This is a genomic window from Aquidulcibacter sp. (assembly GCF_049239865.1).
Classification (GTDB): Bacteria; Pseudomonadota; Alphaproteobacteria; order Caulobacterales; family Aquidulcibacteraceae; genus Aquidulcibacter.
The window spans coordinates 1-19,429 of sequence record NZ_JBMLTR010000133.1; the positions used below are offsets into that span (position 1 = coordinate 1).

Annotated in this window: 19 protein-coding genes and 1 pseudogene; 12 read left to right on the forward strand and 8 right to left on the reverse strand. The window is 57.3% G+C overall.

The window, feature by feature from the left end:
• Both ACOVRA_RS09135 and ACOVRA_RS09140 read right to left on the reverse strand, forming a co-directional pair.
• A pseudogene (locus ACOVRA_RS09135) lies at positions 1-224 on the reverse strand (succinate--CoA ligase subunit alpha); the annotation flags it as partial.
• A gap of 137 nt (positions 225-361) precedes the next feature.
• Entirely contained in the window at positions 362-1,348 is a 987-nt protein-coding gene (locus ACOVRA_RS09140) for an NAD(P)H-quinone oxidoreductase (protein ID WP_421720020.1), read from the reverse strand.
• 41 nt (positions 1,349-1,389) lie between these two features.
• Between ACOVRA_RS09140 and ACOVRA_RS09145 the strand changes: the two genes are divergently transcribed.
• The gene (locus ACOVRA_RS09145; RefSeq protein ID WP_290803605.1) at positions 1,390-1,572 is read left to right on the forward strand and encodes a DUF1192 domain-containing protein; all 183 of its coding nucleotides are present in this window, start codon (positions 1,390-1,392) and stop codon (positions 1,570-1,572) included.
• Positions 1,573-1,788: 216 nt separating this feature from the next.
• Entirely contained in the window at positions 1,789-2,313 is a 525-nt protein-coding gene (locus ACOVRA_RS09150; RefSeq protein WP_290803609.1) for a DUF1465 family protein, read from the forward strand.
• Here ACOVRA_RS09150 and ACOVRA_RS09155 read toward each other — a convergent pair.
• Positions 2,286-4,616, reverse strand: coding sequence for an ATP-binding protein (locus ACOVRA_RS09155; RefSeq protein WP_421720021.1), 2,331 nt, complete (start codon positions 4,614-4,616; stop codon positions 2,286-2,288). The two genes, ACOVRA_RS09150 and ACOVRA_RS09155, sit on opposite strands and share 28 nt — an antisense overlap.
• A 56-nt stretch (positions 4,617-4,672) precedes the next feature.
• A complete protein-coding gene (gene rpmE, locus ACOVRA_RS09160; RefSeq protein ID WP_290803614.1) occupies positions 4,673-4,897 on the reverse strand; it encodes a 50S ribosomal protein L31 in 225 nt (74 codons plus the stop codon).
• Positions 4,898-5,090: 193 nt separating this feature from the next.
• Between rpmE and ACOVRA_RS09165 the strand changes: the two genes are divergently transcribed.
• From ACOVRA_RS09165 to ACOVRA_RS09180, 4 genes are read left to right on the forward strand one after another with little or no spacing between them, the layout of a single operon-like run.
• Entirely contained in the window at positions 5,091-6,941 is a 1,851-nt protein-coding gene (locus ACOVRA_RS09165; protein ID WP_421720022.1) for an ABC transporter transmembrane domain-containing protein, read from the forward strand.
• Between the two features lie 11 nt (positions 6,942-6,952).
• The gene (locus ACOVRA_RS09170; RefSeq protein ID WP_421720023.1) at positions 6,953-8,164 is read left to right on the forward strand and encodes an SMP-30/gluconolactonase/LRE family protein; all 1,212 of its coding nucleotides are present in this window, start codon (positions 6,953-6,955) and stop codon (positions 8,162-8,164) included.
• Between the two features lie 6 nt (positions 8,165-8,170).
• Complete coding sequence (gene pdeM / locus ACOVRA_RS09175) at positions 8,171-8,869, forward strand: ligase-associated DNA damage response endonuclease PdeM (protein WP_421720024.1); 699 nt, start codon at positions 8,171-8,173, stop codon at positions 8,867-8,869.
• A gap of 47 nt (positions 8,870-8,916) precedes the next feature.
• Positions 8,917-9,228, forward strand: coding sequence for a hypothetical protein (locus ACOVRA_RS09180; protein ID WP_421720025.1), 312 nt, complete (start codon positions 8,917-8,919; stop codon positions 9,226-9,228).
• Here ACOVRA_RS09180 and ACOVRA_RS09185 read toward each other — a convergent pair.
• The 4 genes from ACOVRA_RS09185 to sucC all read right to left on the reverse strand — a co-directional run bounded on the left by ACOVRA_RS09185 (position 9,225) and on the right by sucC (position 12,142).
• A complete protein-coding gene (locus tag ACOVRA_RS09185; protein ID WP_421720026.1) occupies positions 9,225-9,554 on the reverse strand; it encodes a helix-turn-helix domain-containing protein in 330 nt (109 codons plus the stop codon). The genes ACOVRA_RS09180 and ACOVRA_RS09185 overlap by 4 nt on opposite strands.
• A 5-nt stretch (positions 9,555-9,559) precedes the next feature.
• On the reverse strand, positions 9,560-10,018 hold the full coding sequence (locus ACOVRA_RS09190; protein ID WP_290803630.1) for a hypothetical protein: 459 nt from the start codon (positions 10,016-10,018) through the stop codon (positions 9,560-9,562).
• Positions 10,019-10,070: 52 nt separating this feature from the next.
• The gene (locus tag ACOVRA_RS09195) at positions 10,071-10,829 is read right to left on the reverse strand and encodes a glycosyltransferase family 2 protein (protein WP_421720027.1); all 759 of its coding nucleotides are present in this window, start codon (positions 10,827-10,829) and stop codon (positions 10,071-10,073) included.
• Between the two features lie 110 nt (positions 10,830-10,939).
• Positions 10,940-12,142: an ADP-forming succinate--CoA ligase subunit beta gene (gene sucC, locus ACOVRA_RS09200; protein WP_298230405.1), complete on the reverse strand. Its 1,203-nt coding sequence runs from the start codon at positions 12,140-12,142 to the stop codon at positions 10,940-10,942.
• 222 nt (positions 12,143-12,364) lie between these two features.
• On the opposite strand from sucC, the gene ACOVRA_RS09205 reads away from it, so the two are divergent.
• From ACOVRA_RS09205 to ACOVRA_RS09230, 6 genes are all read left to right on the forward strand, one after another.
• Positions 12,365-13,864: a glycosyltransferase family 2 protein gene (locus ACOVRA_RS09205; protein WP_421720028.1), complete on the forward strand. Its 1,500-nt coding sequence runs from the start codon at positions 12,365-12,367 to the stop codon at positions 13,862-13,864.
• Positions 13,843-14,061 (forward strand): hypothetical protein, encoded by a 219-nt coding sequence (locus tag ACOVRA_RS09210; RefSeq protein WP_421720029.1) that lies wholly within the window; start codon positions 13,843-13,845, stop codon positions 14,059-14,061. Before ACOVRA_RS09205 ends, ACOVRA_RS09210 begins: the two co-directional genes overlap by 22 nt.
• A 111-nt stretch (positions 14,062-14,172) precedes the next feature.
• The gene (locus ACOVRA_RS09215; protein ID WP_421720030.1) at positions 14,173-15,363 is read left to right on the forward strand and encodes an acyl-CoA dehydrogenase family protein; all 1,191 of its coding nucleotides are present in this window, start codon (positions 14,173-14,175) and stop codon (positions 15,361-15,363) included.
• Positions 15,364-15,372: 9 nt separating this feature from the next.
• Positions 15,373-16,485: an acyl-CoA dehydrogenase family protein gene (locus ACOVRA_RS09220; protein WP_421720031.1), complete on the forward strand. Its 1,113-nt coding sequence runs from the start codon at positions 15,373-15,375 to the stop codon at positions 16,483-16,485.
• Positions 16,486-16,582: 97 nt separating this feature from the next.
• A complete protein-coding gene (locus ACOVRA_RS09225; protein ID WP_421720032.1) occupies positions 16,583-17,707 on the forward strand; it encodes an FIST signal transduction protein in 1,125 nt (374 codons plus the stop codon).
• On the forward strand, positions 17,707-19,410 hold the full coding sequence (locus tag ACOVRA_RS09230; RefSeq protein ID WP_421720033.1) for an ATP-binding protein: 1,704 nt from the start codon (positions 17,707-17,709) through the stop codon (positions 19,408-19,410). Before ACOVRA_RS09225 ends, ACOVRA_RS09230 begins: the two co-directional genes overlap by 1 nt.
• The last annotated feature ends 19 nt before the right edge of the window (positions 19,411-19,429 follow it).

Here is a 19,429-nt window from a genome sequence, read left to right on the forward strand (position 1 = left end):
GGCGGCACATAGATGACGGTGGCGTCTGCGCCGGCCACATCCTTGGCTTCTTGAACCGAATTGAAAACAGGAAGACCCAGATGGGATTGCCCACCTTTGCCTGGACTGACCCCACCCGTCATGCGCGTGCCATAGGCAATCGCTTGTTCGGAGTGGAAGGTACCATTCTTCCCGGTGAAGCCCTGGCAGATTACCTTGGTTTCTTTATTGATCAGGATCGACATGAGGCCCTCGGCTTACAGCTAATATGTTGGCCGCCGTGTTAGCGCAGCCCGCTCCACTTGCAAACCGAAAGAGGCGGTAATCGCCAAATGAATCTCACCTCGCCCCGGGGCAGCCGGGGTAATGTGATCTGAATAGGCTAATCTGAGACCTTCAGCATGATTTTCCCGGCATGTGTATTGGCCTGCATTTTGGCTTGCGCGGCTTCAGCCTCTTCCAGATCAAACACCGAATCCACCACGGGACGCACGAGACCTTTGGTCACCCAAGGCCAGACATGCGCCTCAACCGCGCGCGCTAGCCGCGCCTTCTCTGCGACTGGTCGTGCCCGCAGGGTTGAGCCAGTCAAGGTGAGGCGCTTGAGCATCATGGCCATCAGGTTTAGTTCAACCTGCGGCCCCTGCAGGAAGGCGATTTGGACGCAGCGCCCGTCCATTTTCAAGCAATCGAGGTTTTGCTGAACATAGGGTCCACCAACCATATCGAGGACCACATCCACCCCGCCATCGGCTTTGATGATTTCTGAAAAGCTCTGCGCGCGATAATCAATGGCAACATCGGCACCCAGCTTAGCGCAAAGACCCGCCTTTTCTGGTCCGCCTGCCGTGGCAAAGACTTTAGCGCCATGGGCCTTGGCCATTTGAATCGCAGTGGTGCCGATCCCTGACGCACCACCATGGACTAGAAAAGCTTCGCCCGGCTGAAGGGCTGCGCGCTCAAACACATTCGCCCAGACTGTCAGGACTGTTTCTGGCAGTGCTGCCGCCTCAAGCATGCTGAGGCCGTCGGGAATGGCCATGCAAGAGCCTTCATCGGCCCACGCATAATCGGCATAGCCACCACCGGGCAGAAGCGCACATACTTTGTCGCCCAGCTTCCAAAGCGAAACATCGGGGCCAATCGCCACAATCTCGCCCGAACATTCCAGCCCCATCGTGTCAGGCGCACCCTTTGGCGGCGGATAGGCCCCCATGCGTTGGATCAAATCAGGTCGGTTTATCCCCGCATAGGCGACTTTGATCAGGACTTGGCCGGGGCCAGCAATGGCGCGATCAATCTGCTCAACCCGCAACGGGGTGCCGGGGGATGCAACAATCGCACGCATTTTTTCAGGAAGGGCTGTCAAAATTGAGACTCCGGCGCCAAAATGGGATCAGGAGGCCACTCATGCTCGACGATGACCCATTCGCCAAGTCAAAACCCCAGTCGGTTCGCCTAGAAGATCTCTCCATTCGGGAGCTTCAAGAGCGCATTTCTGACCTCGAGGCGGAAATTCGGCAGATAAACGACCTAATTAAGGCGAAAGAAGGCAGCAAAAAGGCAGCGGATTCCTTTTTTAAGACAAGCTAACCGCAAAAGCGGCACGGCCCTTGCTGTAACACATTCGGGAAGCATGGTGCTTCTTCCACTCAAACGATGGCTCTGGGCTGGAGCTTTTGTTTGGTCGAGTGGGAATAATCGGGATTGAAATGGAAATTGCTCTAAAATGGAGCTCTCCAGATCAAGCACTTGGCCCGCAAGACTTTGCGGGTTAAAGACTGAGATTGAAGAAGGGCGGAATGCCGCATGTTGACGGAAGTTTCAAAACAGACCTTGGGTCAAAAATCAGCGTTTGATCGGATCGCAGAGTTTGCGAGCTCGGACATCTTTGAACGCATGTTCCGTGAAGGCATGGACCTGGTTGAGGAAACAGCGGCCTACCTGGACGGCGATGGCCGGCAAGAAGCTCGTGGGTTGGAACGGGCTGCAGCTTTGGCCTATGCCTCGGAAAGCATGCGCTTGACAACCCGTCTGATGCAATCGGCGTCTTGGCTGCTGGTACATCGTGCGGTCCGCGAGGGTGAAATGACCCCGCGTGATGCCCATGATCCAAAGTATCGTCTGGGCGCGCGGACGGTCTGCAGCGCAGAAAAACAACCATTGGCGGAACTGCCAATGCGCTTACTGGACCTTCTAGAACGCTCTAAGCGGCTTTATGAACGGGTTGACCGCATGGAAGTCAGCCTCTTTGAAGCCAGCGAAACCCCACCGGAAAATCCAGTCAACGCACAATTGATGCGTCTTCAAGCGGCGCTGGGCGCGTCGAACTGATAGAAGCCGGCCTCGCTTTGCAACTCGCAAAGCGAGATGGCCGCTTCAATCGCCCCTAACAAACTTGGCAAATGAATCGGCTTAGGGGCGTGGGCGTCGGCCCCCGCTTCGATTTGCGCATCAATCTGATGCTGCAAGGCGTTTGCGGTCAGCGCGACGATTGGTGTCCGCGGGCGGTGTTCGCGTATTTCTTGCGCCCGGATCGCCCGAATAGCCGAGGCACCATCCATCACCGGCATCTGCATATCCATCAGAATGGCGTCAAAGCGGTCGCTTTGCCAAGCCTCCAAGGCTTCTTGGCCATTTTGGGTAAAGACCAGTTCCATCTCAAAGCTCGACAACACAGCCTTCAAAACCAATTGATTGGTTTGATTGTCCTCGGCGACCAACAGCTTCAAGGCGGAGGCTGGCTGTAAGCCCTGCGGCGACGTACCATCGGCGTCCAGCTCTCGCCCACTTTCAACCAGATCCTCCGGCTCGTCCAAAGGCGCTGATACCGCTTGGAGTGGCAGGATACAGGTAAAGGTTGAGCCAACACCGACTTCGCTGTCGACCGACAATTCGCCACCCATGGCCTCTGTCATGGCTTTTGCGATGGACAGGCCGAGACCTGTGCCGCCGTAGAGGCGCGTGTGCGACGAGTCCGCTTGGGTGAACTTCTCAAACAATTGTGCCAGGCGATCGGGTGGAATGCCAATGCCGGTATCGGAGACCGAAATCGTCAATTCGCGCTTAGGACCCAAGTTTAATGAGATGGTGACAAGACCTTGGTCGGTAAATTTGATTGCGTTCGACACCAAGTTGAAAACAATCTGGCGCAATCGCGCGGGGTCCCCCAAGCGCCAGTCCGACGCATCGGCCGCCACTTCGACTTCCAATTGAATGTCCTTAGCCGACGCCCGCGCATCAAATAAATCTCGCGCTGAATAAACCAATCTCTGCGGCGAGAAGGGAATGGATTCGAGCTCAATCTTGCCTGCTTCAATCTTCGACATGTCGAGAATGTCGTTCAACAAGAGCAGGAGCATGTCGCTGGAATCGATCATGACAGACAGCATTTTGCGCTGCTCGTCCTTCATTTGGGTCTTCATCAGGGCTTGCGCCATCCCGATCACGCCATTCATCGGCGTGCGGATTTCGTGGCTCATCATCGCCAAGAATTCTGACTTGGCCTGCGCTGCGTGCTCGGCCCGGATGCGGGCCACGGCATTTTCCTTGAACACGCTCAAGGCCCGGGCCATGCCGCCAATCTCATCAGCCCGCTTTTGATAGGGCGGTTCGATACTGAAATCGCCTTGGGCGACTTTGCGCATGGCCTTGGTCAATTGCCCAAGCGGTTGGACCACGCCGTCGCGGATAACCGTCAACACACCCAAGAGCGCGACCAGAAAAAGCCCGATGGCGGCTACCAAGACATGCCTCTGCTGGGCTTCCAGCCGTGCGATCCGGACTTCGAGGCCATGGATCAGTTCTTGATTGGCAGCCAAAGACGTCCGGACGACAGCATTTCGCGCAATTTGCGCATTCGTCTGCGCAGCTTTGGGGTCTGGATCGTCGATCAGGCTGGCGATCTCTTGCAACATGGTGAGCTTGAGGTCTGCAAGCCCAAGCTCTCGCGTCCGGGCTTGGTCTGAAGCGCGCACAGCATCATCAATGGACACTTCAAAGGCAAATGTCTTGGCATCGAGGTTGCCTTGATGCTTGGCGACCAAACGCCAGAATGTATTCTCAGGGGTGAGGCCGGGCAGATTGATATAGCTCTTGGCAGAACCGAAATAGCCAATCTGTTCAATCAAAGGCGTCGCATGGATCGCCACCGCCTGCATCAGATAAAAAGTGGAAAGTTCGGTATCGAGAATGAGGTTTGAGGATTCTACCACGCGGGTGAAATGTTGCTGGCTTGACCCTAAAGCATCGCGCACGCGCGTCGGTTCATAGATCTTCATGCTCTGGAGATCACCGACAGCTGCCTTGAGCGCTGCAAAATCATCTTGAAATTGAAGGCCGTGGGGGGCCTGCGCTCGTGCTTCCAGGACCTTATTGAGCGCTGGCTGCAAGGTCTGAGGGATCGGCCTTTTATCAGCCAGTGCTGAGGCAGCATTGGCCATCGTAGCATGCAAAACCAACAAGGGCTCAAGATAACGCGCGCCGTTTAACTCTAACTTTGAGAAAGCAATTTCTTCATTTTGCTTATGGATCAATTGCCACGTTAGGAAAAACACGGGCAAAGCAAAAAGAATGAACGCGAGTGCAAGACGGCGAGCAATAGAACGAGATACAAACGAAAAAAGCGCTCGGAACATACCGAGCGCTTTAAACCATCTGCGTAACTATCCAGTTAAATCAACCGGACAAATACTTATTTCTTGATGAAACCAGCAAACTTATCTTTGAAGCGTGCAACGCGGCCGCCACGATCGAGAAGCGTGTTGGTCGAGCCGGTCCAAGCAGGGTGCACGGTTGGATCAATGTCCAGCGACAGGGACTTGCCCTCGCCACCGATGGTGGAGCGGGTCTTATAAGTGGTCCCATTGGTCATCACGATGGTGATGAAATCATAATTAGGATGTGTATCGGCTTTCATCTTCGTGTCCTGCGCGCAGGCCCCGGAAGGGCGCGCGATGTTGAGAGCGGCTTTGAACCAAATAGAGCGGCGCGGTTAGAGGAAAATCGCCGCAGAGTCTAGTGTTGCGCGCAGGTCGTGCGCAGAGACCGCGCCATCATTTTAACTGCTGACAATATTTCACGTGCGGCCTGCGCGTGCTAACTCCCTGCGCATGACCGATACCCCTGCCAGCCGCGTCGTTGAGGATCGCCCCAGTCGCGGAGCCGTACAAGCCGAATTAACTGCCGATGCCGCTGCGAAGCGTGGCCGTAGCTCTGATCTGCGCCCTCTGACGCGACTCATTCCCTACATTCAGCGGCGGCCAAAGGATGTGGCGGCGGCGGCCATATTCCTTATTCTGGCAGCGGCAGCGACCTTGGCCCTGCCTGTCGCCGCGCGTGCTCTGGTCGACCGTGGCTTTGCCACGGCAACGCCGCAAGCGGTCAATCAATGGTTTCTGTTGTTGGTGGCCGTCGCTTTGTGCATGGCCGTATTTTCTGCCTCACGCTTTTACTTCGTGACTAAACTGGGCGAGCGGGTCGTGGCTGACTTGCGTGCAGACGTTTATGATCGCCTGATCGGGCTTTCACCCTCGTACTTTGCGCGCGTCCGCACCGGTGAGGCTTTGTCACGCTTAACGGTTGACGCGACACTGATCGAATCGCTCGTTGGGTCTTCGGCATCGATTGCCATCCGCAATTTGGTCATGTTGGCGGGTGGCTTGTCCATGATGGTGGTGACCAGCCTGAAGCTAACCTTCATGGTTTTGCTGATTATCCCCTTGGTTTTGGTCCCCTTGTTCACCATTGGACGGCGGGTTCGCGCACTCTCAACATCTGCACAGGACCGCGTCGCAGAAGCGGCGGCGGAAGCCTCCGAAAGCCTCGACGCGGTTGAGACCGTGCAAGCCTTTGGCCGCGAAGATTATGCGCGCTCGCGCTTTCGCCAGGCGATTGAGACCAGCTTTGCCGCAGCCCGGCGTCGGATTGCCGCCCGCAGTCTGATGACAGCCGTGGCGATTGCGATCGTGTTTTGCGGGATTTCCTTCGTGCTGTGGGAAGGTACGCGCTCAGTATTGGCGAACTCCATGACGCCGGGTGCCTTGACCCAATTTGTCATTCTCTCTGTGCTGACAGGCTCTGGCGTCGGGGCCTTGGCAGAAGTTTGGGGCGACGTGCAAAAAGCGGCGGGGGCAACCCAGCGGCTATCTGAAATCTTGGATGAAGTGCCCGAAATCGCAGCCCCGGCCCAAGTGGTCAGCTTCCCTGCAGAAGCACCGGGCCATGTTTCCTTCAAGGACGTCGCCTTTGCCTATCCCAGCGATGGCGAGCGCAGCGCACTTAAAGGCATCAGCTTTGAGGTGAAACCCGGCCAGACGGTTGCCATAGTCGGCCCTTCAGGCGCGGGCAAGTCGACCTTGTTCAAGTTGTTGCTGCGTTATTACGACCCTGCGGCTGGCGCGATTGAGGTTGACGGCATCGACGCCCGCGACACCGACCCCATCGCGTGGCGGCACCGCTTTGCCTATGTCTCACAAAATCCGGACCTGTTCACCGGCACGGCTATGGACAATATTTTATTTGGCAATGAGGGTGCGACCTCAGACATGGCCCAAGATGCCGCGCGCCGGGCAGAGGCAGAGCCCTTCATCCTCGCGCGTTTGGGTGGCTATGACAAAGCCATTGGCGACCGGGGCCGCGCCCTCTCGGGTGGTGAGCGGCAACGCTTGGCCATTGCGCGGGCCTTGGTGCGCGATGCGCCCGTCTTGTTGTTGGATGAAGCAACCAGCGCGCTGGATGCCGAGAACGAACGCTTAGTCCAAAAGGCCTTTGATGAAGCCATGGCTAATCGCACGACCTTAGTGATTGCCCACCGTCTGGCCACCGTTCAGCGCGCGGACTGGATCATCGTGCTGGACGACGGAAAAGTCGCCGAACAAGGCACCCACAGCGAGTTGGTGGCGCAAGGCGGCCTTTATGCCCATCTCGCAAAGCTACAATTTGAAACCCAAACTCAGGCGTGAAAGTCAGGTTGATGAAACCCTCTCAGATCATTCTTCTAACCGGTGTCGCGATTGTCGGTATCCTGTCTTATACGTGGTTCCGGACTGCGGCGCGTGCAGGCGAATTCACCACTTTGGTCCCGGTATTTGATGGCACCTGCACAGACATCGCTGGCATGCCCGGCGCCGAAGATATGGCGATTGATCGGACAAATGGGCGCATCTTTGTATCCTCAGACGACCGTCGCGCGACGGCGCAAGGCAAACCAGTTCGTGGCGCGATCTACAGCTTGCCTGTCGACGGCCTCGCCAGCCCACCGCCTTTGAAAGATCTAACCGGTGGCCAGCCTGCTGCTTTCCACCCCCATGGCACCTCCTTGTTCCGGGCAGCCGACGGCAAAGTCACTTTAATGGTGGTGAACCACCCCAAGGGCGCCATGGACTATAGCGGCACCACGGTCGAGGTTTTTGACGCCCAAGCCGACGGCAGCCTGAAATTGCGCCGCACCGTCGCGGTGCCGGGCCTAACCCGTATCAATGATATCGTGGCAACGGGGGCCAATAGCTTTTACGCAACCAGCGAAAGCGACCTTGAACGCGGTTCCTTGGCTGAAAGCTTAAGCTTTGTTTCCGGCGATGATCGCACGGGTGCGATTTGGTATTTTGATGGCAATGCTGGCAAAAAGCTCGACAGCGGGCTCGGCTTTGCCAATTCTCTGGCGCTCTCCAACGATGGCAAGACGCTTTACGCCAGCGCGACCATGAGCCGCAGCATCTTCCTCTATGATCGTGATCCCACAAATGGGGCAATCAAACGGCGTGACGCAGCCTTGGTTGGCACTGGCATTGATAATCTCGACGTTGATCCTGACGGCATTGTGTGGATGGCAGCGCACCCCAAAATGCTCAGCTTCATTCAACATGCAGGCAATGCGGCCAAGCCTTCGCCCAGCCAGATCTTGATCCTGGAGCCGTCGCCCACGGGCAAGGGCGGCAAGATTGATCAGGTCTATCTGAGGGACGGTACAGACGGCTTCTCCGGCGCGTCTGTCGCCATCCGGTCTGGCACGAACATGGTGCTGGGCAGCGTGTTTGAGAAGTCCGTGCGGGTTTGCCAATTGCCCAAAGTCTGGCGTCAGTCTGAGAGCCATCCTGCCCAGCGCCTATTGGACACCGAGCGCGATGAGTTGCAAAAAGAGGCTGAGAAGGCTGCCAAAGCGGGCGCGACTGAACCAGCCAAATAGAGGCTGATGATGCGGGGGCACGCCTTTCAGCTTCACGAAACCCCCGTCGTGGCCTTGGCAGAGGCCGCGCTCTTTCTGCCGCGGACGCAGACTTTAATCGTCTCTGACCTGCACTTTGAAAAGGGCTCTGCCTTTGCTGTCAAAGGGGTGATGCTACCGCCTTTTGATACGGCAGAGACACTGCGTCGCCTTGAAGCCCTATTTGAGCAGCTTGCGCCAAAAGTCTTAATTGCCTTGGGCGACAGCTTCCATGATCTGGGTGCCGGGGGCCGACTGGCCGAGACGGACCGGGCTAAGCTGGAAACCTTGGTCGGCCAGACTGAGACCATCTGGATTGAAGGCAATCACGACCCAGAGCCACCCGCTTGGCTGGTCGGCAGGCGCGCCGCTGAACTAGCCCATGACGGTCTGTTGTTTCGCCATGAGCCGACTGGCCACGTACCGGGTGAAGTAGCGGGGCATTTACACCCTTGCGCGCGGGTGACCGGCAAGCGCGGCGGCAGCATCCGGCGGCGCTGTTTCGTGACGGATGGGCGCAGCCTGATCATGCCTGCTTTCGGCGCCTTCACAGGCGGGCTGAACCTGTTTGATCCTGCCTTTGACGGCCTGTTCCAAGGCCCTGTTCATGCGCTGATGCCCAGTGGCACGGGCACGACTGGTAAAGTCCATGCGATTGCGGCCAAGAATCTAACACCGTCGCACTAGGCGTTTTCGGCCCCTAGCCATGGCACATGATCTGCGACGGGCAGACCATGAACGCCCTCTCGCCTTATGCAGCTTTCGCTTCTGTGCCATATCGGCACAAAGTCACCGCTGTGCCCGCGATAGAGCCGATCCCCGACGACCTAAGAGGGTCAAGTCAGGACTATTCTAGCCGTGCGCGTTTTGACAAAACCGCCTCTGAGCGTGGCCGCTATGACGCCAATAGTGCCGCGGCTGGCTTTTCCATTCATGTTCTGGTTGAAGCTGGCCTGACAGGGGATGATCCATTCGCCGCTTTGCGCGGGGCAAAGGCCTATCAAGCCCGCATGCGTCAGACCCGCCGCGTGCAACTGGTCGTCTAGCGGCTTCTAAGCGCCACTTCCAAAGCTGCAACTTGGGCCTCAAGGGCTGCAACACGGTTTTGCAATTGATCTATCTGCGCTTCGGAGCTGACGGGCTTGGCCGCAACGGGCGTGGAGATGCCGCATCGGTTGGCAATCTCACCCGGCGAAGCATGGAGCAGGGCAGCTAAAGCGGCGACTTCGCGCGCGCTGACTTCCTTTTGATCCTTAAACACCCACGCGAGTTCTTCCTGCGTCCAACCGACAGCGCGCGCTAGGTCTTCTTTTTGCAGATTGAGCGCGGCCAAACGCTTACTGAACCAGCCTGCATCAAAAAATAGGGCCAAATTGCTTAGTCTCCATAGGGATCATATTTACTGGACCCGCGAGCGCCACTGGACGCGCTGGCAATATTGAAAATCACCCCGCCAATCATGTCGAGCCAGCACATCAGGGTCAAAAGAAAGAAGGTTGAGGTCGCAAAGGCTTCAAACAATAACAATGCCCCGGCGCAGGAGAGGGCGAGCAAAACTGCCAAGGTGTGATGGATGATGGCGAAACGGCTAACACCCACGCCGCGCGTCAATTCAAAGAACAGGATGATCAAACCCATCATCAACAGCAAATCGCCACCAGACAGCGCCCAAGGTGCGCCAGAAGGCATGGTGAGCACGAACACGCCTTTCTCAATCGATTGGGTGAAGACATCGGGTCCACGCGTTGAGGCCGTCACCCCACCGAATAGCGCATAGATCAGGACGGGGATCGTCAAGATCGGCACCATCTCAAAGATACGTCTCAACACCAGCATGGCTGCGAATCACCCAAATTTTTATGCCCTGCGGCGCAGAGTGAACCTACACTCAAGTTTCGTCCACATGGCCGAAGTCGCGGCGGCGGGTTCTGAGCCAAATCACACCGCCCAAATCCGTCAAAGCAGCCAGCAAACGGCCAATATTGGTGTATTTAGAAGCGCCGGTTGAGCGGTGGCGATGATTGACGACCGCAAACTCCGCTACCGCCCCTTCGCGCTGCACCAGAGCGGGCATATAGCGGTGCATGTGATCGAAATAAGGGAGACGCAGGAAAAGCTCGCGCCGAACCACTTTAATCCCGCACCCAGAATCATCGGCCCCATCGCGCAGCAAAGCTTGGCGGACATTATTAGCCAAGCGGGAGGCTATTTTCTTGGCTTGGCTATCTTGCCGCTTCACCCGCCGCCCGCCGACAAAGCTGAGACCTTGGGGTGCATCGGGCCGATTGAGTTGCTGGAGAAGGGCTGGAAGGTCCGCTGGATCATTCTGGCCGTCGCCATCAAGGGTGCCAATCACGGGGGCCCGCGCCGCTAAGACGCCATTCATAATCGCCCGGCTCTGCCCGGCATTCTGACGGTTAGCGAGGACGCGGAGCGCGGGATAGGTGGCCTTCAGCGCCACCAACTTTGCGTGGGTATCGTCCTTGGACGCATCATCAACGAAAATCATTTCATAGGCCCAGCCATCCAGAGCCGTCGCGATTTCCTGCACCAAACTGGCCACAGCCCCACTCTCATTATGGACCGGCACCACAACAGAAATGTCGAGCGGTTCTAGGCGGGGCATTGATGGATTCGGTGTGGACATGGCGACCCTTTAACCTGAGCCTCTAGAAAGTGCCAGTTGGCGCTGGCATAGAAAAAGGGCCCGCATCGACGATGGGGCCCTCAACTTCTCTTGTTTCGAATTTGGTGACCCTAAGCCGCCTTGCGAACCGCCGCGACGATCTTTTGGGCTGCATCGGCCAAATCGTCGGCTGGAACGACTGCTAGACCGCTGTCGCGTAGGATTTGCTTGCCCAATTCGACATTGGTGCCTTCCAGACGCACGACCAAAGGAACCTTCAGGCCCACGTCGGTAATGGCCGCAACCACACCTTCAGCGATCACGTCACAGCGCATGATACCGCCGAAGATATTGACCAAAATGCCTTTCACGGCAGGGTCTGCGGTGATGATTTTGAAGGCAGCCGTTACTTTTTCGCGTGTCGCACCGCCACCTACGTCGAGGAAGTTGGCAGGCTCTTCGCCATAGAGCTTGATGATGTCCATGGTTGCCATGGCGAGGCCTGCGCCATTGACCATGCAGCCAATCGTGCCGTCGAGCGCGATATAGGCGAGATCATATTTGGACGCCTCGATTTCCTTGTCATCTTCTTCCGACAGGTCGCGCATGCCGGCCCATTCGGGGTGACGGAATTCTGCGTTAGAATCAAAGCTCATTTTCGCGTCCAAGCAGACGAGCTTGCCGGTGCCTTCTTCGACGATCAGCGGGTTGATTTCGCACATTTCCATGTCGCCCTTGGTGAAGGCGGTATAGAGCTTCACGCACAGGTCGTGGCATTCGTCTGCTTGGCCAGCGTCCAAGTTCAAAGCCTTGGCAACCTTGGCGCTATCGGCAGGGGTGACGCCAATGGCTGGGTCGATGACGATGGTGGAGATTTTCTCTGGCGTGTCGTGGGCGACGGTTTCAATGTCCATGCCGCCGGCTTCAGACGCCACAAAAGCGACGCGACCGGTGCCGCGATCAACCAGAACCGAGAGATAAAGTTCGCGTGCAATATCGGCACCGCCTGCGATATAGAGGCGCTGAACTTGTTTGCCAGCAGGTCCGGTTTGCACGGTGACCAACGTATTGCCCAGCATGTCCTTGGCGTGAGACGCGACGTCATCGAGGTTAAAGGCAAGGCGCACGCCGCCTTTAGCTTCGGGTGGGAGTTCTTTGAACTTGCCCTTGCCGCGACCACCTGCGTGGATTTGCGACTTTACCACCCACATAGAGCCACCCAATTTCACGGCGGCAGCCTTGGCTTCTTCTACCGAGAAAGCGGCAATGCCTGGAGGAACGGGAAGACCATAGCTTGCGAGGACTTCTTTGGCCTGATGTTCATGAACGTTCATGGATGAAATGTCCCCTGTGCAGCACAAAATTTCGTTAGGCGCTTCTAGCCAGCCCTGCCGCCCCACGCAACCGCTTGATCCACCCGCTTGCAGGTTAAACTCAATGGCTTAGTTGGCTCAACCCTAAATGGCTAGACAATTTCAGATCGCTTCGGACACTTAGACCCTGAGGCGATTGTCAAACAAGGAGGTGCGTCTTTCGTCCGGGGAGAGTGAAAGACGATGCGCGAAAGTGCCCATGATTTAAAGCCTGCGGAAGTTGCACAGGGCCAAAAGAGCGCTGACCCGCCACCAGATGCCGTCGCAACGGCCATGGCGCAGGCGCTCTGCCGCCTCGCCCGCATAGACCCGGCCCTTTCAGCGGCCAAGCCAGCTGGGCGGGTTTTCGCCACTTTGATCCTAGCGTGCTGTATCTGGGCAGTGAGTGCCCTCGTCTTGCCCGTAGAGACAAACACCCTCACTTGGGCGGTCATGGCATTGGCGCTGTGCTTAAGCCTGTTTCGACTTTGGGCCTGCTGTTTGCCGCCCCCATCCAGCCCACTTCCGCCTGAAGATATGCCTGCCGGTTCAGAGCCGATCTGGACGATATTGGTCGCGCTATATCACGAAGTGGACTCGGTCGCGTCCTTACTGAACGCCTTTGACAAACTGGATTGGCCAAAGGACAAGCTCGACCTCGTGTTCGCGTGCGAGGCCGATGACGCGGAAACCCGAGCTGCTATGGAGCTTTGGCGACATCGCGCCCGTTTCCGAATTGTCGTGATCCCCAAAGGCGGGCCGCGCACCAAGCCGAAAGCTTTGCAAACAGCCCTACCCTTTTGTCAGGGGCGCTATCTGACCGTTTATGATGCCGAGGATATTCCCACTCCGGGTCAAATACGCGAGGCTTGGCAGGCCTTTCGATGCGGACCAGACACGCTGGCCGTCGTGCAGGCACCGCTTGTGATTTGGAACGAGCAGGAGAGTTGGATTAGCCGACAATTTGCACTCGATTATGCCATTTGGTTCCGCCTTATCCTACCCGCCTTGGTCCGCCTGTCACGTCTCTTGCCGCTTGGTGGAACCTCCAACCACTTTGATATCAGATATTTACGTGAGGCAGGTGGCTGGGATCCGTTCAATGTGACCGAAGATGCCGACCTAGGAATCAGGCTAGCGCGCCGCGGCTTGTCGGCTGCCTTGATCCAATCGCCGACGTTTGAGGAAGGGGCGCCGACTTTAACCGGCTGGGTGCGCCAACGCGGTCGCTGGCTTCAAGGCCACATCCAAACGTTAAGCCTCCATTTGCGCGCACCTTGGCTTTTAGCGCGGCAAGTGGGGAGCGCTGGCCTACTGGCCTTTTTCTTGGGCCTGACCGCAGGCCCGCTGAATGCGGCAATTCTCTGTGTGTCGGGCCTATTGGCGTTCGGCCAGGCGATCGCCGGGGCATGGGACCACGTGCTGATCTGGGCAAGCCTGATGGGGGTCAGCCAAGCCATCATCGGCATGATGGCAGTACTGCGAGATGGCAGGCCGACATTATGGATCGCCTGCCTTGCCTTCCCGCTGTATCAAGCCTGCCAGGTTCCAGCGCTGTTTCGCGCGTTTTGGCGCATCTATCTTTCCCCCTCAATCTGGGACAAAACCAAGCATGGTGCAGAGGCACGGCCGCGCAAGCCCGCTGCAGCTGAAGGTCAACACACAGTGAGCGAGCCGCAGACGTGGATTGGGCAGCAACTTTAACTCTTCTCGTCATCAGTCTGTGCGGGTTTGGCTTCGCCTCGTGGCGTGCCTCGCGACCCGCCGAGTTCGGCAAAGTTCGCCTGATCCCTTGGACGACAGTGTCGCTCATCTGCGGTGTCGCTGCTTTGTTCATGCTGGTCCATGCCGTCAATCTGATGGGAATCAAAACCGGTAATGCTTCCGGCCCAATGCGCTAAAATCCGCGACCATCATCAGCCCAGCTTGGGGGGCTAGTCAGCGCCTTCCGCCCGTTCTAATTAAAACGCAACGCCCATCAGAGGCGGCCCATCAAGGTGAGCGGAGGCATCATGACCGACATTGAGACTTTTCGACAAGAAACGCGGGCTTGGCTTGAAGCCAATTGCCCCGCCTCTATGCGCACCCCGATGCCGGAGGGCGAGACCGTCTGGGGTGGCCGCAACGCCACCTTCAAAAACCCAGACTCGAAAGCTTGGCTGGAAGCCATGGCCTCAAAAGGCTGGACCGCGCCTAAATGGCCCAAAGCCTATGGTGGCGGTGGCCTGACCGGGGAAGAGGACCGCGTGCTGCAAGATGAATTGCGCCGCATCAACGCGCGCCCCGCTCTTTTGTCTTTTGGCATTTGGATGTTTGGCCCCGTGATTTTGGAGTTTGGCACCGAAGAACAAAAGCAAACCTATCTGCCCGATATGGTGCATGGCCGTACCTGGTGGTGCCAAGGCTATTCAGAGCCGGGTGCTGGTTCTGACTTGGCAGGCCTGCAGACGCGCGCCGTCCTTGATGGCGATCATTATGTCGTCGATGGTCAAAAGGTCTGGACCTCTTATGCCAATCACGCCGACTGGATGTTGTGCTTGGTGCGAACTGAGCCGAATGCACCCAAGCATGAAGGTATCTCGGTTCTCTTGTTCGACATGAAGACCCCCGGTGTAGAAGCCCGCCCGATCAAATTGATCTCTGGTGCCTCGCCCTTCTGCGAGACCTTCCTGACCAATGTGCGCGTGCCTGCATCGCAGATGCTCGGCCCCAAAAACAAAGGCTGGGACGTCGCCAAGCGCATCCTGCAGTTTGAGCGCACCAATATCTCCGCTTCGGGCTTTGGCAGTGGCGCTGGCCTTGATCTGGTCGACGCCGCGAAGGAATCCATTGGCCTTGAAAATGGCAAGCTGGCCAATAGCGACCTGCGTTCGCGCATCACCAAACAGCGCATGTATGAGCGCGCCTTCCACTTGACCATGCGTCGTGGCCAAGAAGAAGCCAAAGCCGGGGCGGAAGTCTCGCATTATGCGTCAGTCCTGAAGATTGCGGCTGCTAAGCTTAATCAAGACAAGACCGAGCTCCTCGTAGAGGCCCTGGGTATGGAAGGTCTGGGCTGGGAAGGTGAAGGCTATCGCCCTGAAGCGTTGAAGGTCACACGCGATTGGCTACGCGCCAAAGCCAATTCGATCGAAGGCGGTACGTCGGAAGTCAATCTAAACATCGTAGCCAAGCGCGTGCTTGGCTTGCGCGACCATCAATAGGAGGGCCCGATGGCATTTTCACTCAATGAAGACCAAACCCTCCTAAAGGACGCCGCGGACGGGTTTTTCGCCGACAATGCGCCTGTGGCCAGCTTCCGTAAGCTCCGCGATTCCAAAGAAACCCTCGACCCTGCGCTTTGGGGTGAGATTGGGGCGATGGGATTTTCTGGTGCCTTGATTGGCGAAACACATGGCGGCTCGGACATGGGTCTGCGCGCCATGGGTCTGGTCCTAGAAGCTCAAGCGCGCACGTTGGGCGTTTCGCCCTTGTTCCAAACTGGTCTGATGGGCGCAACCATGTTGAAGCTGCAGGGCAGTGCGGCTCAACAGGACCACTATTTGCCAAAGATCGCAGATGGTAGCCTCAGCCTCGCCTTGGCACTGGATGAAGGGGCGCATCATGCCCCGCATAAGATCGACACCAAAGCCACCAAAACCGCCGATGGGTGGAGCCTTTCCGGCAAGAAGCGCTTTGTCCCCGACGGTGCCCATGCGCAAACCTTGATCGTCATCGCCCAAACCGATGCCGGCCTTGGAGCCTTTTTGGTGGCAGGCGATGCTTCAGGGGTAACGCGGCAGGCTTTGTCCGGGGTTGATTCTCGTGACGTGGCGGACGTGACCTTGGACTCAGTGGCAGTTGATGATGCGGCTTATTTGGGTGGTAAAGCGCTGGATGAGGCGACCCTCGACCTCATTCTGGATCATGGTCGGATTGGGCTGTGTTGCGAAATGATGGGCCTGATTGGTGCGACCTTTGACATGACGCATGACTACCTCAAGACGCGCACACAATTTGGTCAGCTCATTGGCTCGTTCCAATCCCTCCAGCACCGCGCAGCGGCCATGCTGGTTGAAATCGAGCTGACCAAGTCCTGCGTGGTGGCGGCCATTGACGCCATTGAACGCGGCAAGGGTATCGGCGAAGCCGTAAGCCTCGCAAAAGCCCGCGCAGGTGACACGTTGCAATTGGTCACCAATGAGACGATCCAGATGCATGGCGGCATTGGCATGACCGACGCGCATGATAGTGGATTTTACTTGAAACGCGCGCGTGTTTTAGAAACCGTCTACGGATCAAGTGGCTATCATCGCGATCGTTGGGCAAAGCTCCACGCTTATTAGGTTACGGTGCGGTTCCTTTGGAATAAGGACCCAGCCGAAACGAAATATCAATCACTTTAGCGTTAGATGGACCCCTATGTGTGTGAGGGGGGTCCAAATGCGCCACCATGTTTTGCATTTTCAACACGGCAGCTGGCAAGTTCCGGCGGACTTTAAACCCGACTCTTTTGAGGTCGTTTTTGCCTTTCTCGATCCAGAAGTGGCCCGCACCACCCAAGCCTTTGCTGAATTGAAGGCCTTGCTGCCAAATGCCCAAGTCGTTGGCTGCACGACCGGTGGCGAGATCGCCAATGGCCAAGCCTATGTGGGTGGCGGCTTTGCTGCCCTACTTGGCTTTGACAATGTGAGCGTCCAAGTGGTTGAGGCAGACATTGATGCTGCAAACGAGAGTTTTGGCATTGGCGAAGCTTTGGCCAGCCGCTTTGACGGCGCGGAATTGGCGGGCGTTTTCATCGTCTCCGATGGCGCACGCGTGAATGGCTCGGCCTTGGTTGAAGGCTTCCGCAAAGTTTTAGGGCCGCATGCTTCAATCAATGGCGGCCTAGCAGGCGACGGAGACCGGTTCGGCGAAACCTTGGTCGGCTGTTCGGGCGACATGAGCCCCGGCAAGGTTGTAGCAGTGGCCTTCTTTGGCACTGGCCTGCGCCTGCGCACCGGTTCATTCGGCGGCTGGGAAGTCTTCGGCCCGATGCGCAAAATCACCAAATCCGAAGGCAATACGCTCTATCAGCTCGACAATAAGTCCGCCCTCGAGCTCTATAAGCGCTACCTCGGCGATGAAGCCGAAAAGCTGCCGGGCTCTGCCCTCTTCTATCCGCTGCAAGTCAGCAACCCAGAAAATCCCGCCGAAACCGTCGTGCGCACAATCCTCGGCATTGACGACGCAACGGGGGCCATGACCTTTGCGGGCGATATGCCCGAAGGCTGGACCGCGCAATTGATGGTCGGCGAAACCAACGGCTTGATCGAAGGCGCAGGCAAAGCGGGCCTTGCAGCATCGGGTGGCGACAATCACGGCTTTGCCATGCTCGTCTCCTGCATTGGCCGTCGCCTGCTTCTGGGCCAACGGGCCACGGAAGAGGTTCGCGCCGTGGTCGATGCGCTCGGCGGCATCGCACATGCGGGCTTTTACTCCTACGGCGAGATATCGCCCAATGGCTTCCAAGGCACGTGCAATTTGCACAACCAAACCATGACCGTCACGGTGTTTGAGGCGGCCTAATGCACAGTTTGCTGGCGCGCCAGATCGAACAATGCACCGATCAAGATGGGAGACTGGACCAAGAGCGCTTCTACGCTCTGATCTCGTCTGCCTATGATGATGATGCCCGCGCGCGCCATCGCTTAGAGCGCTCCATTACCTTGATGTCCGAGGAAATGGCCGAGCTGAATACGCAAATCGCGATGGAAGCCCGCCAGACCATGACGCGCGCTATTCTTGAATCACGCGACGCCTTAATCACGTTAGATGCCGACAATCAGATTATTCTGATGAACCAGGCGGCCGCACAGGCCTTTGGCGTAGAAAATCCGCGCACCATCGCGGGCACCAAGATTGATCGATTCATTGACCCAACCCGCCTCAATGAGGGTCAAGTTAGCAATTTCAACGGACGCCATAGCGCTGGCCACGAGGTACCCATCTCAGCAACCTTCAGCGTTGGTATGGTTCAAGGCATGGCAATCCGCATCATTGCCTTGCGCGATGAAACCGAGCGGCGCGCCCGCGAAGAAGCCCTTGAGATCGCCAAGCAAACGGCTGAACATGCCAATGAAGCCAAATCGAGCTTTTTGGCGATGATGAGTCATGAGTTGCGCACGCCCTTGAATGCCTTGTTAGGCTCAGCCGAGCTGATGGCACGGACGCAGCTCGACGATACGCAGGCCAATTACGTGCGCATGTTCAATGAAGCTGGTCGCCTGATGATGGCGATGGTCAATGACGTCTTGGACTATGCCAAAATTGAAGCCGGTCAGCTGGAAATTGAAAAGCATCCAACCAGCCTCAAACAATTGGCGCGCGAACTCGACACCCTGTGGGGGCCACATGCGGCATCCAAGGGCATTTATCTGAAGATTGATACCGACCATCTCGACTGGGACATGGTGATTGGCGACCCGACACGTCTGCGCCAGATCGTGTTCAATCTGGTATCGAACGCGGTGAAATTCACCGTCTCAGGTGGCGTGACCATCCGCCTCAACAGCGTGACCAAAGGGCGGGAATGCCGCCTGGACATTGAGGTTGAGGATACGGGCGTCGGCATCCCGCTAGACCGACAAGCCTCCATCTTCAAAGCCTTCATCCAGGCCGACAGCTCAATCACGCGCCGCTTTGGCGGTACCGGCTTGGGCCTCGCCATTGCCAAATCCTTGGCCCAACAGATGCAAGGCGACCTGACCCTTTGGTCTACGCCCGGCAAGGGATCGACCTTCTTGTTCGAGGCGCGGTTCGAGGCCACGCTTGAACAGGAAAATGCCGACATTGAAACGGCATCCAACAGCGAAATCACCCGCCCGCTGCAAGTCTTGGCGGTCGATGATAACGCGCTCAATCGGCAGATTCTCGCCGCGATGCTGGACTTGTGGCCTGTCCACACCGTCTGGGCGACCAATGGCGTGGAAGCGCTAGAGGCGATGGAGGTGCAAGCCTTTGACGTCGTTTTGATGGACGTACAAATGCCCATCATGGATGGCATGACCGCGACGCGCCGTGTTCGCGAAGGTCAAGGCATGAATCGCCATACTCCGATCGTCGCCCTAACGGCAAATGCCCGCAAAGAAGATCGCGACCAGTGTATGGCTTCCGGCATGACCGACTTTGTGACCAAGCCAATCAGCGCAGAGGCGCTCGCCAATGCGCTGATGCGGGCAACGCAAATGAACGAAGTGTCTGACGATCCAGACCAGTCAGAAGTGGCCTAGGCACCTCAACAAAGCTCAC

Coding starts and splice junctions, on each gene's coding strand:
- ACOVRA_RS09145 (WP_290803605.1), top strand. CDS start 1,390: ATGCTCGACGATGACCCATTCGCCAAGTCAAAACCCCAGTCGGTTCGC.
- ACOVRA_RS09150 (WP_290803609.1), top strand. CDS start 1,789: ATGTTGACGGAAGTTTCAAAACAGACCTTGGGTCAAAAATCAGCGTTT.
- ACOVRA_RS09155 (WP_421720021.1), bottom strand. CDS start 4,616: ATGTTCCGAGCGCTTTTTTCGTTTGTATCTCGTTCTATTGCTCGCCGT.
- rpmE (WP_290803614.1), bottom strand. CDS start 4,897: ATGAAAGCCGATACACATCCTAATTATGATTTCATCACCATCGTGATG.
- ACOVRA_RS09165 (WP_421720022.1), top strand. CDS start 5,091: ATGACCGATACCCCTGCCAGCCGCGTCGTTGAGGATCGCCCCAGTCGC.
- ACOVRA_RS09170 (WP_421720023.1), top strand. CDS start 6,953: ATGAAACCCTCTCAGATCATTCTTCTAACCGGTGTCGCGATTGTCGGT.
- pdeM (WP_421720024.1), top strand. CDS start 8,171: ATGATGCGGGGGCACGCCTTTCAGCTTCACGAAACCCCCGTCGTGGCC.
- ACOVRA_RS09180 (WP_421720025.1), top strand. CDS start 8,917: ATGAACGCCCTCTCGCCTTATGCAGCTTTCGCTTCTGTGCCATATCGG.
- ACOVRA_RS09190 (WP_290803630.1), bottom strand. CDS start 10,018: ATGCTGGTGTTGAGACGTATCTTTGAGATGGTGCCGATCTTGACGATC.
- ACOVRA_RS09195 (WP_421720027.1), bottom strand. CDS start 10,829: ATGTCCACACCGAATCCATCAATGCCCCGCCTAGAACCGCTCGACATT.
- sucC (WP_298230405.1), bottom strand. CDS start 12,142: ATGAACGTTCATGAACATCAGGCCAAAGAAGTCCTCGCAAGCTATGGT.
- ACOVRA_RS09205 (WP_421720028.1), top strand. CDS start 12,365: ATGCGCGAAAGTGCCCATGATTTAAAGCCTGCGGAAGTTGCACAGGGC.
- ACOVRA_RS09215 (WP_421720030.1), top strand. CDS start 14,173: ATGACCGACATTGAGACTTTTCGACAAGAAACGCGGGCTTGGCTTGAA.
- ACOVRA_RS09220 (WP_421720031.1), top strand. CDS start 15,373: ATGGCATTTTCACTCAATGAAGACCAAACCCTCCTAAAGGACGCCGCG.
- ACOVRA_RS09225 (WP_421720032.1), top strand. CDS start 16,583: ATGCGCCACCATGTTTTGCATTTTCAACACGGCAGCTGGCAAGTTCCG.
- ACOVRA_RS09230 (WP_421720033.1), top strand. CDS start 17,707: ATGCACAGTTTGCTGGCGCGCCAGATCGAACAATGCACCGATCAAGAT.